General features: G+C 49.1%; 13 protein-coding genes and 1 tRNA gene. 9 read left to right on the forward strand and 5 right to left on the reverse strand.

What is annotated here, in order from left to right; translation table 11 throughout:
• Nucleotides 1-688: 688 nt before the first annotated feature.
• From LX66_RS14410 to LX66_RS14420, 3 genes are all read left to right on the forward strand, one after another.
• A complete protein-coding gene (locus LX66_RS14410; protein ID WP_145714681.1) occupies nucleotides 689-2038 on the forward strand; it encodes an AAA family ATPase in 1350 nt (449 codons plus the stop codon).
• 1 nt (nucleotide 2039) lies between these two features.
• The gene (locus tag LX66_RS14415) at nucleotides 2040-2654 is read left to right on the forward strand and encodes an RloB family protein (protein ID WP_145714683.1); all 615 of its coding nucleotides are present in this window, start codon (nucleotides 2040-2042) and stop codon (nucleotides 2652-2654) included.
• Between the two features lie 206 nt (nucleotides 2655-2860).
• Nucleotides 2861-3766: a DUF6615 family protein gene (locus LX66_RS14420; RefSeq protein WP_145714685.1), complete on the forward strand. Its 906-nt coding sequence runs from the start codon at nucleotides 2861-2863 to the stop codon at nucleotides 3764-3766.
• A 51-nt stretch (nucleotides 3767-3817) separates the two neighbouring features.
• On the opposite strand, the gene LX66_RS14425 is transcribed toward LX66_RS14420, so the two are convergent.
• From LX66_RS14425 to LX66_RS14435, 3 genes are all read right to left on the reverse strand, one after another.
• Nucleotides 3818-4921: a site-specific integrase gene (locus tag LX66_RS14425; protein WP_145714687.1), complete on the reverse strand. Its 1104-nt coding sequence runs from the start codon at nucleotides 4919-4921 to the stop codon at nucleotides 3818-3820.
• A gap of 146 nt (nucleotides 4922-5067) precedes the next feature.
• Nucleotides 5068-5151, reverse strand: a tRNA-Leu gene (locus tag LX66_RS14430).
• A gap of 96 nt (nucleotides 5152-5247) precedes the next feature.
• Nucleotides 5248-6060 carry a 2,3,4,5-tetrahydropyridine-2,6-dicarboxylate N-succinyltransferase gene (locus tag LX66_RS14435; RefSeq protein WP_145714689.1) on the reverse strand — a complete coding sequence of 271 codons (813 nt, stop codon included), beginning with the start codon at nucleotides 6058-6060 and terminating at the stop codon, nucleotides 5248-5250.
• Nucleotides 6061-6232: 172 nt separating this feature from the next.
• Here LX66_RS14435 and LX66_RS14440 point away from each other — a divergent pair, with 172 nt between their 5' ends.
• From LX66_RS14440 to miaA, 5 genes are all read left to right on the forward strand, one after another.
• Nucleotides 6233-7363: a glycosyltransferase family 4 protein gene (locus LX66_RS14440; protein ID WP_145714691.1), complete on the forward strand. Its 1131-nt coding sequence runs from the start codon at nucleotides 6233-6235 to the stop codon at nucleotides 7361-7363.
• 6 nt (nucleotides 7364-7369) lie between these two features.
• Nucleotides 7370-7945 (forward strand): L-threonylcarbamoyladenylate synthase, encoded by a 576-nt coding sequence (locus LX66_RS14445; RefSeq protein WP_145714693.1) that lies wholly within the window; start codon nucleotides 7370-7372, stop codon nucleotides 7943-7945.
• Nucleotides 7946-8048: 103 nt separating this feature from the next.
• Complete coding sequence (locus tag LX66_RS14450) at nucleotides 8049-9485, forward strand: CCA tRNA nucleotidyltransferase (RefSeq protein WP_145714695.1); 1437 nt, start codon at nucleotides 8049-8051, stop codon at nucleotides 9483-9485.
• Between the two features lie 107 nt (nucleotides 9486-9592).
• On the forward strand, nucleotides 9593-10171 hold the full coding sequence (locus LX66_RS14455) for an IS1096 element passenger TnpR family protein (RefSeq protein WP_145714697.1): 579 nt from the start codon (nucleotides 9593-9595) through the stop codon (nucleotides 10169-10171).
• The gene (gene miaA / locus LX66_RS14460) at nucleotides 10171-11079 is read left to right on the forward strand and encodes a tRNA (adenosine(37)-N6)-dimethylallyltransferase MiaA (protein ID WP_145714699.1); all 909 of its coding nucleotides are present in this window, start codon (nucleotides 10171-10173) and stop codon (nucleotides 11077-11079) included. The genes LX66_RS14455 and miaA overlap by 1 nt, the downstream gene beginning before the upstream one ends.
• Nucleotides 11080-11163: 84 nt before the next feature.
• Here the strand turns inward: miaA and LX66_RS14465 are convergent, their stop codons facing one another.
• Entirely contained in the window at nucleotides 11164-12729 is a 1566-nt protein-coding gene (locus LX66_RS14465) for an OmpP1/FadL family transporter (protein WP_145714701.1), read from the reverse strand.
• An 84-nt stretch (nucleotides 12730-12813) separates the two neighbouring features.
• Nucleotides 12814-13839 (reverse strand): hypothetical protein, encoded by a 1026-nt coding sequence (locus LX66_RS14470; RefSeq protein ID WP_145714703.1) that lies wholly within the window; start codon nucleotides 13837-13839, stop codon nucleotides 12814-12816.
• Nucleotides 13840-14181: 342 nt separating this feature from the next.
• Here LX66_RS14470 and proS point away from each other — a divergent pair, with 342 nt between their 5' ends.
• The gene (gene proS, locus LX66_RS14475; RefSeq protein WP_145714706.1) at nucleotides 14182-15657 is read left to right on the forward strand and encodes a proline--tRNA ligase; all 1476 of its coding nucleotides are present in this window, start codon (nucleotides 14182-14184) and stop codon (nucleotides 15655-15657) included.

Consider the following 15657-nt stretch of genomic DNA (forward strand, 5'->3'; position numbering starts at 1 on the left):
TGATATCATTTTGATATCAAATATAATTATCTTTCTCGAATAAAAAAAGAAGAATAAGGGCTGGCATCCGGTCTTGGGATTTCCCGCCCGTGGCCTGCTGTGTCAAGACTGCTTGTCGCGCAAGGCTGGCCCTTGCAATATCCTGCTGGTCCTGCGGGGAATGCGTCCGGAATAGCGGCTCCCGATGTGAGCGGTTAATTTTTTGGGTCACAACACCCACGCTTATACCTATACGGAACTGGTCATGGACAGATGGTCAGTTTGCCCTTTGGGAGGTGCCGCGTACGGCTCTGTACTGGCTGGAATCGTGTTTTGGGATGTGTCATGTCCCCGAAGGTGCTGAAATTGAAAAAAACCGCTCTAAAAGCGGGTTTTTTTGTTGGTGCCCAGAACTGGCACATCTATCATTGATTGTCAATTGATTATAAGGTTAGTGTGTAAAAAAAGTGACATGCGTTTTTCCACTGCTGTCGTTTCCCTTCATATATTGCCACTTTCTACCTGTCGCAGACAAAATTTAGTAAAACAACAATATTTTCATTGCATGACATCATAAAGCTGCGTTCTGCTTGTTTCGGGAAATGCATAGCGTCGTTCCTTTAACTAAACCGAGCCATCTATTTATTATTACCTGTTTTGTGAATATTTTTTGTATTTTTGTAATAAATATGCAAAAACAATAAAAATAATGATCCATTACTTGAAAATAGAAAATTTTGGGCCTATCAAGGATGAAGTTGAGATCAATTTCGAGGTGGCCGATCATATTGAAGAAGATGCCTATGTCGTAAACATGCCCGATGGTAAAAAACTATTGAAATTATCTTATATATATGGGGCCAACGCTTCAGGGAAGACTACTGTGTTAAAAGCGTTTGAATTTCTAAGAAAATTGTTGTTAAAGCCGATAGGCGATAAAGCTGTCGAGCTTGATTTTGAGCCTTTTCTTTTTCTAGACGCTCCTTATGAGCATCCTTCCCGGTTTGAGCTTTCTTTTTATTGTGAAAACGTAAGGTATATTTACCAGTTAAAGTTCAATAAACAGGCCATCCTGAATGAGAAAGTGGTTTTTTATCAGACAGCAAAGCCAACAGAACTTTTTACCAGGTTGACGGATGTTGAAAAGAGACTAGCTAAGATTCAATTCGGTAGTAAAATCAAAATCCCGGTTCGGGAGAAGGATTTATTAGAGAGCAATACGCTGCATAATAATTCAGTGATGGGAGCTTACGCAAAGACCAACGTAGATATCCCGGAGTTGGAGAGATTAAACAGGTGGCTCAATATTTTCTTGCTGGGTATGGTCACTTCTTCACACAATCTTACGGAAGTGACCGCATTATTGATTGACAAAGATACTTCTATCAATAGATGGATTAATTCTTTTTTGAACAAAGCTGATAACCAAATTTTGGAAGTGGAAGTGTCGGATGCAACTACTCAAGTAAGCATTCCCTTAGATGAAGCCTATCCTCCGGATTTTAGTGACAGGTTTCTGAGTTCGGAAAATTATTCAAAACAAACAAGTCCTCGTTCCTCAACCACCACCACAACAACAACCAGGTATTATGGAGGTCCGAGCCAGCGGAAGATTGATTTTATCCATAAATTAAATGATGACAAAGTATTTTCACTACCGCTGTTGATAGAAAGCAATGGTACAAAACGATACTTTGGACTAGGGGGACCATTGTTCGAGCTTATTCATCATTCTCATTTGCTTTGTATAGATGAACTGGAAAGCTCTCTTCATCCCGATTTGATGAAATATTTTTTGCAGGTCTTTTTAGTCAATTCGAAAGCCTCTCAATTGTTAATCACAACGCATAATGTTTCTTTGATGGAGAATCAGGATTTTATACGGAGAGATGCGTTATGGTTTAGTGAGAAAAATGATGATGGCTCAATTAGTCTTTATTCTGCTGCAGATTTTGACAGTTCTGTTTTAAGGAAGGAGTCTAGTATAAGCAAAGCCTATAAATCGGGAAAACTTGGCGCCAAACCTAATCTTGGCTCCCCTTATTTAACTGAAGAATAATATGGCAAGGACTCACCGAAAGCAGCAACAACAGAGAAATACTGTGGCAATTGTTGGAGATGGTCAAACGGAGAGCATCTATTTTTTCGATGTGCGTGATACTGATCGCCCTAAGCATCTTACGATATTCCCTGATATCCCGGGAAGAATTGGTAATTATAAAGGGGTGCTTGGTCGGGCTATTGCGCTTACTGACGAATATGACCATGTTTTTGCCCTTATTGATTTTGATAAAGTACTGCAAGATAACCAACAAGAGGCATATAGCCGGGATAAGAAGCAGGCGATCGCTGCTGGTGTGATTGTGCTTGAGAATAATCCTTGTTTTGAGATATGGCTCCTGCTCCATTTTCTACATACTGACAAATTGTTCAATAATTGTAAGGAAGTGGAGGAAAGTTTACGGCATAAGGACCGTATTCCTGGCTATAACAAAAGTGAAGGCGCTATAAAACGCGCAGGATTGTACAAAAATTATAAGGACCTTTTAATGGCCCGGGCTATACCTAACGCTAAGCGATTGGAAAGGGACCGGGAGGATCGGGGGCCGAAATACCCGCGGGCGGAAATATATCGTTTTTTTGAATGGTATTATGCCAATCATCAAAACACCTGACTGCAGGCTGCCTGCCTGGGGCACGGCCGGAACATTTCTAGAATGATATATAGTTATATTTCCGGAAAGGTTGCAAACAGTTAAACAGCGTTTACTTCTGGATTTTTACGGGGAAGGATCCCGAAACATCGCCGGGACTCTGGAACAGCGCTCTGTTGTTGTTAAGTGAAAACAGATTAGATTAATGACACTCAACGTTCTACTCAATGAGTATTCTTCTCTATTTTCAAAATAAATTTCAGGATGGCGAATCCATTTTATGCCGGTTACTGAGAGCTGCGGCATATGATACATGGGAGCGGATTGCTTTTTCCCGGACCAGGCCCGGAATGAAAATCCATGAAACAACCATTACACAGAATCTTGTCTATGAGCTGAATCAGATAAAATGGTTACAGGGTATTTCTTCATTTTCCATTTATGAGTCAATAAATGAGGCCTCTAATGGAGATGATCTTGAAATCTGTATAATACAGCGGGATAATCATGTATATAAATATGCTGTACAAGCTAAAATTATCTATCACTCTTTAAGAATAGGCGGAAGAATTCGGTTGGATGATGGCGTTTACAAACAATTTAAGCATACAGTGGGGGCGCAAAATCAAATTGATTTATTGTTGGCCTATGCAAAGGGAAAAGGTGCAATTCCTTTATATCTGCTATACAATTTTGCTGCAAGAAAATTGATGCATGGGGCAGCCTGCAATATTGATTTTGATACTACGCAGTATGGTTGCTCTTTAGTTGCAGCAAGCCATCTGAAAGATAATTACAGTGATAGCAGTGGGAATTTAAGAGATAATGTAAGGTTTTCTGATATTCATCCAGGTTATGGAATACCCTGGTTTATGTTAGCATGTTGTTTTACCGGTTTTAGTTTGGAGCAAACATTATCTAGTTTAAAAATACCTTTGGATAGCAACGCAATCAGTGCTTATAATATAAATGAAATTGAAAGCGAAAATGAGAGAAATTGGAAGCTACTCAGCCCTGTTTCGGAGTTGCTGGATACTAAAATCCTGGTTGACAGTATAGGGAAGTCAAATAAGGAGTACGTAACGAGATTTTCGCCTAAATACCGGATAGTAATAAGTAATAAAATATTATAATATAAAATTGAATTGAGTACTAAATAATAAATAGAGAGATTTTCTCCTTTTTTATGTTAAAAACGGGTCTTCCTGCCATCCAGGTGGCAGTTTTTGAATCTCCATCTCTTGATTCTTAGGGCGATAACGCTTATAAGTTTCATTGACATATTTCGAAGAAGTGTGCCCCAGCAGCAGCGCCACTGTCGCGGCATCCACATTGGCATCCTGGAGCAATATACTAAAGCTTAACCTTGCACAGTTCCAGGTAATATGCTTTTCAATTCCCGCAGTTTCACACCAGGTACCTAAAATTTTGTTTGCCCCATTGGCTGTGGGAAGATCAAATACTTTTCGATGGTTATCAGGACCGTTCAACCGCTCCCTTCTCGTAAGATGTATTTCTTTTGCAATGGAGTGTAGCGTGATATAATGCTCAACACTGGTTTTCCTTTGCATTATATTTATGACCATAGAATTCTCCCGGATATTAGCCCAGCTAAGTGACTTTATATCACACCATCGTAAGCCGGTGTAACAACAAAAAATGAAGGCATCTCTAACTTCGTTATTCAAAGCGGGCGTATGTAATAACTGAGTATACTCTCCGGCTTCCAGGTTGTTTTTCCTTCTCCTATTCTTATTGGCTTTCACAGGAAGATCCTGGCAGGGGCTTATTTTAAAATAGCCCTGTCTTGTTGCCAGCTTTAAAACCTTTTTATATCTCGCAAAGTAATTGGATGGCGTTTCACCATTGAAATGGAGTAATAAATATTTCTGAAAATCAGCAGAAAGTTCTTCTGTAACATCCTTCGGGGAAATATAATCTGACTGGACGAACTTTTTAAACAATTTATAGCTGCATTCCAGGTGCCTGTTGCCCAATTGCCTGTTCCGGTCTACATATTCTTTATAAAAATCCAGGAAGTTACATTTTTGTCTGTGCGAAGGGAGGAAGTCTGTACCTACCGAAAGCGCATCCAAAGTGAACTGTGCTCTTTTAACTTCCAGCAGTTTAAGTGCTTCCTTATTATGTTTTTTTTGAACAGTACCTGTAGGATGAGCATATATAAATACGCCGCTGGCTATACGCTGTCCTGCTTTTTTACCCCACTCAAAGGAGTAAAATATCTTGCTTTGATCGCGTGATATACGCGGGGTTATGACGACAGTCATTTTCTTTTGTGTAAACCAAATGATGTGCCATGTAAATGCCGGTTGTGTGCCTGAAAAAACGGTAGTAAGTGGTTAAAAGCGAACGGAATACAACATATTAGAAATAAAAAGCGCTGATAACTTGCTTGTTATCAGCGCTTTATGAGTGCCCAGAACTGGATTCGAACCAGCACGTCCTTGCGAACGCTGCGACCTGAACACAGTGCGTCTACCAATTTCGCCATCTGGGCAACCGATTCCGTGTTAAGGGATTGCAAAGGTAAGCACTTTTTTAAAACTTCCAAATTTTTGAAAACAGAAATTCAAAAATTTTTGAAACATACCGCTTACACCGCTACATTGAACTCCCGTAACGTATCGTTCAAACTTGTTTTCAGATCTGTAGATGCCTTGCGCTGCCCAATGATCAGCGCGCAGGATACCTGGTATTCGCCCGCGGGGAATTTCTTGGCGTAGGTGCCGGGTATCACCACGCTGCGGGCAGGAATGCGGCCTTTATATTCTACCGGTTCGCTGCCGCTTACGTCAATGATCTTGGTGGACTGGGTCAGCACCACGTTGGCGCCCAGCACCGCTTCTTTTTCTACCACTACGCCTTCCACCACGATACAGCGGGAACCTATAAAGCAGCCGTCCTCGATGATTACCGGGCTGGCCTGTAAGGGCTCCAGCACGCCGCCAATGCCCACGCCGCCGCTCAGGTGCACGTGCTTGCCTATCTGGGCGCAGGAGCCAACGGTGGCCCAGGTGTCCACCATGGTGCCTTCATCCACGTAAGCGCCAATGTTCACATAGGAGGGCATCAGGATAGCGCCCTTGGCTATGTACGCGCCGTAACGGGCAATGGCATGCGGCACCACGCGTACGCCCAGGTCCTTATAATTGGTTTTCAGCTTCATTTTGTCATAGAACTCAAAAGGGGCCAGGCTGATGGTCTCCATCGGCTGTATAGAAAAGTACAGGAGAATGGCCTGCTTTACCCACTCATTTACCTGCCACCCGTTGGCCGTGGGTTCCGCTACCCGTAAATTACCTTTGTCTACCGCTTCTATGACCGCTCTTATCGCATCGGTATATTGCGTTTCCTCCAATAGTTTACGATCGTTCCAAACGGTCTGTATTTGTTCTTTTAGTTCCATTGTTGAATTTTTTGCAAATATAATTGCCTGCTTTTAATAAATGCCCAATACTTCTCCGTGCTGGCTCGCATACCTGCACATGCGCACATCCGCTCATTTTTTCCTTATTTTGCCTTCCGGTACACCGCCTTGATGGTCCGGTGAAACCGGCCGCATTAAAAACAAACTGATCTTGAACATCGCTTTCGATGCCAAACGGGCCTTTCAGAATACCACCGGGCTGGGAAACTACAGCCGCTCCCTGATCAGCGCCCTGGCGATCCATTTTCCCGAACACCATTATTACCTGTTTGCGCCGAAGCAAACCAGGCTGTTCGATACGGCGCCTTATGCCGGCATGCAAACGGTGCTGCCGCAAAAGCCGCTGCACCGCTGGTTCCGCGCTGCCTGGCGCAGCAAATACGTAGTGAAGGACCTGCTGCGGCACCAGGTGGATCTCTATCACGGCCTGAGCCATGAAATTCCCTTTGGCATCCATCGCAGCGGCATCAAAAGCGTGGTCACCATGCACGACCTTATTTTTGAGCGCTATCCTGCGCAGTATAACCCGCTGGACGTGCTCACTTACCGCCGCAAGGCAAAATATGCCTGCCTGCAGGCGGATAAGGTAGTGGCCATCAGCCGGCAGACAAAAGAAGACCTGGTGACCTTCTATGATACGCCACCGGAAAAAATAGCCGTGGTATACCAGAGCTGCGACCCGATGTTCGGCGTGCGGCATGCGCCCACGGAGCTGCAGGCGCTGCGGGAAGGGTATGGATTGCCTGCCGAATACCTGCTGTACGTAGGCTCCGTAATTGAGCGTAAGAACCTCCTGGGTATTGTAAAGGCCCTGCATTTGCTGAAAGGGCGTCTTGACATGCCGCTGGTGGTGTTGGGCGACGGGCGCGCTTATAAAAAGCAGGTAAAAGCATTCATCGCCGCGCACGGCATGGAGCAGCGGGTGATCTGGCTCAATGAAAGGCGGCGCCCGGCCTATACGGAGCTGCCCCTGCTGTACCAGGGCGCACAGGTATTGCTCTATCCCTCCGTGTTTGAGGGTTTTGGCATTCCCATCCTGGAAGCGCTGTGGAGCCGTACGCCGGTCATTACCTCCCGGGGCTCCTGCTTTGCCGAAACGGCGGGGGAGGCCGCCCTGTATGTAGATCCGCTGGAGCCTGCCAGTATTGCCGGCGCTATACAGCAGCTCACCGGGGATACCGCCCTGGCACAGGATATGAGAGAAAAAGGCTGGACGCATGCCCACCGCTTTACGCCGGATAAATGCGCCGCGGCCATGATGGAAGTATATAAAAGTATGTAGCACAAGATGATAACAGATTTTGAGAACGATATTAGCGCCAGCCTGCGGGTATTGCATGCAGGCGGACTGATACTATACCCTACGGACACGATCTGGGGCATTGGCTGCGACGCCACCAATGAAGCTGCCGTGAAAGATGTTTTTGCCCTCAAGCAGCGGGAGGAAAGCAAAAGCCTGGTGGTATTGCTGGCTGATGTGCGGGACCTGCTGCGCTACGTGGCGCATCCTCCCCCGGACATTGCCGACATCATCCGGGGCTTTGACCGTCCTACGACCGTAATCTACGATGGAGCGCTGGGGCTGGCGCCCAGCGTGGTGAACCAGGACGGGAGCGTGGCTATACGTATTGTGCAGGAGCCCTTCTGCCGGCACCTGGTCAAGCGCTTCCGCAAACCGGTGGTGTCTACTTCCGCCAATGTCAGCGGTCAGCCATCGCCTGCCACTTTTGCGGATATTGATCCCGCTGTCAGGAGTGGCGTGAACTATGTAGTACAGTACAGGCAGCAGGACACCGCGCCGGCACAGCCTTCCCGTATTGTAAAGGTGCTGGCCGGCGGCGCTATGCGCGTTATACGCGAATAATTAACAATGAAGAATTAATAATTCCTGTGTTTTGTTGAAGCACCGGTGTTATGATTATTAATTGTTAATTATTAATTCTTAATTAACCTATTTTTGCCCTCTTATGATCAGTAAAAGGCCCATAGATATTCCCTGTACGCTGCAGGAACGGAAAGTGTTGGAACAGATAGCCATGGCGGCCCGCGAACTGGGTACTCCCTGCTACCTGATCGGTGGGTTTGTGCGGGACAAGCTGCTGAACCGCCGGACAAAGGACATGGATATCGTGTGCGTGGGCGACGGTATCGCGCTGGCGCACCAGGTGGCCGCCGTGCTGGGCGCTAATGTGCCGGTGAGCTTTTTCAAAACATATGGTACTGCACAGATAAAATGGAATGACCTGGAGATAGAGTTCGTAGGCGCCCGCAAGGAAAGCTACCGCGATCACTCCCGTAACCCGGAAGTGGAGGCCGGCACCCTGCAGGACGACCAGTTCCGCCGCGACTTTACCATTAACGCCATGGCGGTGAGCCTCAACGAGGACGATTACGGCAGCCTGCTGGACCCTTTTAACGGGCTTGCCGACCTGGAAGCGCAGCTCATTCGCACGCCGCTGGAGCCTGCACAAACCTTCAGCGACGACCCGCTCCGTATGATGCGGGCGATCCGTTTTGCTTCACAATTGCAGTTCACCATTTACCCGGAGGCCTTTGAAGCGATCCGCCAGCATGCGCACCGTATAAAGATCGTATCGCAGGAGCGCATCACCGATGAGCTGAACAAGATCATGCTGTCGCCCCGCCCATCCGTAGGGCTGGACCTGCTGTACCAGGCCGGGTTGCTGAAGATCATCTTCCCGCAGATGATAGACCTGGTGGGCGTGGAAATGGTGGAAGGAAAAGGGCACAAGGATAATTTCTATCATACCCTGCAGGTGGTGGACAATATCTCCCGCCACAGCAAGGACCTCTGGCTGCGCTGGGCCGCGCTGCTGCATGATATCGGCAAGCCGGCCACCAAACGCTTTGAGCCGGCGCATGGATGGACTTTTCATGGTCATGATGCGGTAGGCGGTAAAATGGTGCCCCGCATCTTTGCCAGGCTTAAGCTGCCGCAGAACGAAAAAATGCGTTTCGTAAAAAAGCTGGTGGAGCTGCACCTGCGCCCGATCAGCCTTACCAAGGAGAATATTACGGATTCGGCTATACGGCGCCTGCTGTTTGATGCCGGCGACGACCTGGAAGCCCTGATGCTGCTGTGCGAGGCCGACATCACTTCCAAGAACAAGGCCAAAGTAAAACGTTATCTCGAGAACTTTGAGCTGGTGCGAGAACGGCTGAAGGAAGTGGAAGAGAACGACCGCATCCGTAACTGGCAGCCGCCTGTTACCGGTGAAGTGATCATGGAAACGTTCGGGCTGCCGCCCTGCAGGCAGGTGGGCGATCTTAAAAACGCCATCCGCGAAGCCATACTGGATGGAGAGATTCCCAACACTTACGAAGCAGCATATGCTTTTATGCTGGAGAAGGCCAGGACAATGAACCTGAGCCCTGTTAAATAAAAGTGGTAAATTTATGCGGCCTTAAGCGCTTGTTAAGCACCATTTTTGTACGTATAATCAGCCATTCATTAACTTGATATTACTAAAACCTATAACATATATTTGTCATGCCGGTTTTGAAATTCAGAGTTTACTGGGAAGAGGATGAAAGTGTATACAGGGATATTGCGATAAAGCCCAATCAAACCTTTTTGCACTTGCATCAATCCATATTACAGGCATTTGAGTTCGACACTAAACATAAAGCCACTTTTTTCCGCAGCAATGATAACTGGCAGCGCGGCCGGGAAATTATACTGGAGAAAGATTCCACTCCCCGTAAAGCCGAGCCGCTGCTGATGGCGGATACCGCTATTGCAGCCGCTGTAAAGGACCCTAACCAGAAATTCATATATCTCTATGATTTTGCCAAAAGCTGGACCTTCCTGGTGGAGCTGATCGGCATCTCCAAGGAAGAAAACACCAAAATAACCTACCCCTTCTGCGTGCGTAAGGAAGGACTGGCGCCCAGCCAGTACGGCACCAAAGGCCTCATCGGCGACAAGCTGGTGGAAATGGAGGAGAAATACGACCTGAACAAGGAAGGAATGGGAGAGGATGGCTTCAGTGAAGAAGGCGGAGAAGATGAAGAAAGCGGGGGAGATGACGGCGAAGAGGCAGCAGGCGAGGACGAGAACATCTATTAATGCAGCATACAGTCATCGTCATAGCCGGCCCTACCGCTTCGGGCAAAACAGCGCTGGCTATACAGGTGGCGCAGGCTTTCGGTACTTCCATTATTTCTGCAGACAGCCGCCAGTGCTACCGCGAGATCAGCATCGGCACCGCCAAACCTTCGGCGGAAGAGCTGCGCGCCGTTCCCCACTATTTTATTAATTCCCATTCCATTACGGAAGAGGTGAATGCCGGGCGCTACGAAAAGCTTGCGCTGCAGTATGCCCGGGAGATCTTTGCGCAGCGCCCCGTAGCGGTGCTGTGCGGGGGCACCGGCCTGTACATCCGGGCATTCTGCGAAGGCATAGATGATATGCCGCCCGTATCGCCGGCGGTCCGGGACAGGATCAACCGGCAATATGAAAAGGAAGGGCTGGCATGGCTGCAGCAGCAGTTGCAGCAGCGCGACCCGGCGTTTTACGCCGTAGCGGAAACACAGAATCCCCAGCGCCTGATCAGGGCCCTGGAAGTGCTGGAATCCACCGGCCGTTCCATCACTTCTTTCAGAACAGCCAGCCGTGCGCAGCGCGATTTCCGTATCATTAAAATAGGGATCACCCTCCCCAAAGAATTACTGCACCGTAACATTCATACCCGGGTAGACCTGATGATGGCCGCCGGGCTGCTGGAAGAAGTGCAAAGCGTGCTGCCGTACCGCAGCCACAACGCCCTGCAAACAGTGGGCTACCAGGAAATATTCGATTACCTGGACGGCAAAACCACCCTGGAGGATGCGGTCACGCTCATCAAAACGCATACCCGGCAATATGCTAAACGGCAGCTCACCTGGTTCAGAAAAGACAAGGAAATACAGTGGTTTGATGCGAGGGAGACGGGGGCGGTGCTGCGGTACCTGGAGGAATTGATAATTAAGAATTAATAATTAATAATCGTAGCAAAAGTGCTTCATTGAAACAGCAGCGCTCCGTCTATTAATTATTAATTCTTAATTCTTAATTATTAATTAGAACTTAAACCCAACCGTAGCCGTTACATTCGTCACGCTGCTCTTGATCTCCGCAGGAGGAGGAGAGGGAATGTTCAACTGGTTCTCCATCATGGTATAAGGCTGGTCCATGCGGGTATTATTCCCGTATACCAGGGCCAGGTCTATATAAATACCTTTGTTGCGGTAACCCAGGCCGCCGGTGTAAAAAGTGCGGGCGCCATCCAGGTTGCTGTCCTGGTAAGGGTTGCCATAATAGGCAAAGCCGGCGCGGATGGCAAAGATGTTCAGCTTCAGCTCACCGCCCACCCTGAAATTGGATACTGCCTGGTAGGTGGCGTCTATGGCCTGGTTCCGGGCATTGGACTCTTCCTGGTCGGAACTGCCGCCGTTCTTCATCTTCATTTTCATGGCCGCATAGTCCATATACTCATAGTCTACGGATATAAAGCCGGAGGGCTTGGTCATATCGCCGCCGGCGGGCCGGAATATGTAGCTGGCGCTGGCCGTGCCTTTCCAGGGAGTGGTCACATTGTACCTGGATTCATCGGCATAGCCATTATTGGTTTCGGTGGAGTTGGCGGTCACTACACCCTGGTCCGTTGTTGAGGTAAGCATGGACGTTACATAGGTATCCGTAAAGGATGCCCAGGTGGGAGACGCAAAGGTGAGGCCCAGCCTTAAAGGCGCTATGGGCCGGTAGATCACGCCCAGCTTGGTATTAAAGCCCACGCCTTCCGTCTTCAGGTCTTCCGTTACGTCAAAGTAATTCAACAGCGCGCCGGGGCGCGTAGTGTTGGTTTCTGTAAAAGTCTTGGTCCTTTCATAGCGATAGGTAGGCATGTTCAGGCTACCGCCTATGTACAACTGGTCGTTATAGTTGCCGCCAAAGGAGAGGTTCACTTCGTAGGCGCTGCCCTCGGTGCGGATGCTGTTCTCCTGCATAATGCCGCCGCCTTCGTCCACCACTTCCTGGGCCAGTGAATACCATCCGCCATCCGGTTGGTTATTGTCATCCAGGAAAGGTTCTATCAGGTAGGTATTGTAGGCCAGGTCGGCGCTGTGGGCAAATCGCGGGTCCTGGCTTATCTGGTCCGGGTTGGTAATACCGTTGACCTCACCCGCATAGTTATAGGAAATGGAAGATTGCGTATTCAGCCCGCGGTAATAAACCATCTCGTTGTAATTATTCAGCCTGTTCACGCCAATGCCGAAGGAAAAGTTCTGCCATTTACTGGAAGCTCTCTTCTTAGTGCCGCCAAATATAAATGCGCCGCTGTTGATGTACAGGTTGCCCTTATTGTCGCTGGCAGTGGAGCCCAGGTAGGTGCCTTCATTGGACACATTCTGGAAACCGAAGGAAAACGCTGCTTCGCTTGTTTTGAAAAAAGCCACCCCGGCCGGGTTCACGAACATGGAGCTGTAGTCGCCACCCAGTGAGCCCGCTGCGCCGCCAATGGACTGTACCCGGGAAGAACCGCCAATGTTGGTGGTGCTGTAACGGAGGGCGTCGTCGATGTTCTGGGCTTTCAGTGCATAACAAATGCCAGTCAATGTGAGGGTCAGTGCAATCTTTCTGATCATCTTGTAAGATTTTAGAATAGCATAAGTAAAAAATACCCTGGTGTTTGATGCCAGGGTATAATTTCTTGATATCGGGAAAGGTCCTTATCTGTTTCTTGTCCGTTGTATCCTGCCGCCGCCGCCGGAAGAACCGCTACTGCCGCTGTTGGAAGGCGGGGAGTAGGAGGGGGCTGAGCGGAAGGTACGCTGGGGCGCCGGGCTGCTGCTCCGCATTTCCCTGGAGGGAGATGACTGGAACACCCTTCTCGGCGTATAGCTTCTGCCGTTGCTGTTGCTGTTACCCGGACGGGTGATCGGTGTCTCGCTGGGAGAGGACCGGAATACGCGCCGGGGCTGGTAGGTACGGCCGTTGCTGCCGCTATTCCTGCCACCGTTGAAGCTGCTGCTGTTACCTTCTGAGCGGAATATTCTCCTGGGCCGGTAATCGCTGGAGCTGCCGGTTCTGCCGCCGGTATTGCTGTTGCCGATTACCCGGTTGCCGGTATAAGAGGAGCCTGCAAAGCCGCCGCGTGTGCGGTAGCCACGGCTGGGCGCTACGTAGTTATAGCCGCCGGGATAGTGACCCCAGTAACCGCCGCCATAGTAACCACCCCAGTAGCCGGCATAGTACGGGTACGGGGTGTACCAGTGACTATACCAGGGATTGTAAGCCCATGGGCTGTAATAGCCGCCACCCCAGCCCCATCCCAGGCTGATGCTGAGGGAAGGGCCCCAGAAGCTGCTGCCGTAATAGGGATAGCCTCCCCAGCCGCCCCAGTAGCTGTACGGGTTGTAGCCGCCGCCAAAGCCATAATAATTATTTACATATACGTTGGGAGAACCGTCGTCATAGTAAGATCCGGTATAGGATGGGTTCCTGAAGCGGTCTATGCGCTTTGCATAGTCCCCCTGTTCCTCATCGTCATAGGTCACATAGGTACCTTCTTCCTCACTGGCCGCAGCTACAGCGGTCCGGTCCTGCTGCTGCTGGTTGTTACCGGAGCTGGCATAGGTCCGCTGGGTTTGCGGGGAGTAATACACGTCATCCGGGGTTCTCGCGGTTTGATAGGCAGTTGAACAGCTACTGAATATCAGTAAAGCGCCCGCTGCAGTATATAGTATAGATCTCATCTGTATGTGGTTTTGTTCGGGCAATATTGATTATATAGTAAATTTACTCGATTTTAGTGGAATATTAAATTAAATGTTTTAACGCTTATCTTGTGTCAAATGTTACATCCTGATCCCCTGGTTATTTATTTTAGCAAACAGTTTGTGCCTTTCTGATTTTCACGTAGGTTTGTAAGATTTTTCCTTTTAATATTACAGCAAAAATTAAGCCAAAAGCTAATGGCTGCCCAAGCGGCCGCCAGGCCTGGTAATGCAAGGTTACAGGAGCTTTTTGAGAACGCAGGCATGGCCTTGCGGCAGGCGAAAACAGTAAACGAAGTAAACACAAATTTTATTTAACGAATGAGTAAAGAAATTACGGCCCGTTCCGAAGATTATGCACAATGGTATAACGACCTGGTACTAAAAGGTGGTCTGGCAGATTATTCCCCCGTAAGAGGATGCATGGTAATAAAGCCCTACGGTTTTGCGTTATGGGAAGGCATGCGCGATGTGCTGGACAGGATGTTCAAGGATACCGGTCATCAGAACGCCTATTTCCCTTTGTTCATTCCCAAGAGCTTTTTGAGCCGTGAGGCGGACCATGTGGAGGGCTTTGCCAAGGAATGCGCCGTGGTGACCCACTACCGGCTCAAAAATGATCCTGACGGCGGCGGCGTAGTGGTAGACCCGGAAGCAAAACTGGAAGAAGAGCTGATCATACGCCCTACCTCCGAAACCATTATCTGGAACACCTACAAGGACTGGATACGCTCTTACCGCGACCTGCCCCTGCTCATTAACCAGTGGGCCAACGTAGTGCGCTGGGAAATGCGTACGCGCCTGTTCCTGCGCACCGCCGAGTTCCTGTGGCAGGAAGGCCATACCGCCCACGCCACCGCGGAAGAAGCGGTAGAAGAAGCCCGCCGCATGCTGGAAGTATACGCCGATTTTGCGGAGAACTATATGGCGCTGCCCGTGATCAAGGGCGTAAAATCCCCTGCAGAAAGATTTGCCGGGGCAGTGGACACCTACTGTATTGAAGCGCTGATGCAGGACGGCAAAGCGCTGCAGGCCGGCACTTCCCACTTCCTGGGACAGAATTTCGCCAAAGCGTTTGATGTGCAGTTCTCCAATAAGGAAAACCAGCTTGAATATGTGTGGGCCACCTCCTGGGGGGTATCTACCCGGCTGGTGGGCGCCCTGGTAATGGCGCACAGCGACGACGACGGCCTGGTGCTGCCGCCCCGCATAGCGCCCCTGCAGGTGGTGATAGTGCCCATTTATAAAAATGAGGAGCAGAAGGCGCTGATCAATGAAAAGGCGGCTGCTATTGTGCAGGAGCTGAAACGCGCCGGCATTACCGTGAAATATGACGATTCGGATAATGCCCGCCCGGGATGGAAATTTGCAGAGTATGAAATGAAAGGCGTGCCCGTGCGCATCGCCATCGGGGCCAGGGATATTGAGAATAACGTAGCGGAAGTAGCGCGCCGCGATACCAGGGAGAAAATGAGCCTGTCGCTGGATGGCCTGGCGGCGCGCATCAAGGACCTGCTGGAAGAGATACAGCAGCATATTTACAATAAAGCCAAAGCTTACCGCGACGCGCATATTACGCCGGCCGATACCTTTGAGGAATTTGAAAAGCTGCTTGATGAAAAAGGCGGTTTTATTGCCGCTCACTGGGATGGCACCGCAGAAACGGAAGCGCAGATCAAGGAGCGCACCAAGGCTACCATCCGCTGTATACCGCTCAACAACCCGCAGGAGGCAGGCGCCTGTATCCTTACCGGCAAGCCCTCCACCCAGCGAGTGTTGTTTGCGCGCGCTTACTGA

It is taken from the genome of Chitinophaga japonensis, from assembly GCF_007830125.1.
Classification (GTDB): domain Bacteria; phylum Bacteroidota; class Bacteroidia; order Chitinophagales; family Chitinophagaceae; genus Chitinophaga; species Chitinophaga japonensis.

Excerpts from the sequence above, each read along its gene's own strand:
- LX66_RS14410 (WP_145714681.1), top strand. The coding sequence starts at position 689 with ATGATCCATTACTTGAAAATAGAAAATTTTGGGCCTATCAAGGATGAA.
- LX66_RS14415 (WP_145714683.1), top strand. The coding sequence starts at position 2,040 with ATGGCAAGGACTCACCGAAAGCAGCAACAACAGAGAAATACTGTGGCA.
- LX66_RS14420 (WP_145714685.1), top strand. The coding sequence starts at position 2,861 with ATGAGTATTCTTCTCTATTTTCAAAATAAATTTCAGGATGGCGAATCC.
- LX66_RS14425 (WP_145714687.1), bottom strand. The coding sequence starts at position 4,921 with ATGACTGTCGTCATAACCCCGCGTATATCACGCGATCAAAGCAAGATA.
- LX66_RS14435 (WP_145714689.1), bottom strand. The coding sequence starts at position 6,060 with ATGGAACTAAAAGAACAAATACAGACCGTTTGGAACGATCGTAAACTA.
- LX66_RS14445 (WP_145714693.1), top strand. The coding sequence starts at position 7,370 with ATGATAACAGATTTTGAGAACGATATTAGCGCCAGCCTGCGGGTATTG.
- LX66_RS14450 (WP_145714695.1), top strand. The coding sequence starts at position 8,049 with ATGATCAGTAAAAGGCCCATAGATATTCCCTGTACGCTGCAGGAACGG.
- LX66_RS14455 (WP_145714697.1), top strand. The coding sequence starts at position 9,593 with ATGCCGGTTTTGAAATTCAGAGTTTACTGGGAAGAGGATGAAAGTGTA.
- miaA (WP_145714699.1), top strand. The coding sequence starts at position 10,171 with ATGCAGCATACAGTCATCGTCATAGCCGGCCCTACCGCTTCGGGCAAA.
- LX66_RS14465 (WP_145714701.1), bottom strand. The coding sequence starts at position 12,729 with ATGATCAGAAAGATTGCACTGACCCTCACATTGACTGGCATTTGTTAT.
- LX66_RS14470 (WP_145714703.1), bottom strand. The coding sequence starts at position 13,839 with ATGAGATCTATACTATATACTGCAGCGGGCGCTTTACTGATATTCAGT.
- proS (WP_145714706.1), top strand. The coding sequence starts at position 14,182 with ATGAGTAAAGAAATTACGGCCCGTTCCGAAGATTATGCACAATGGTAT.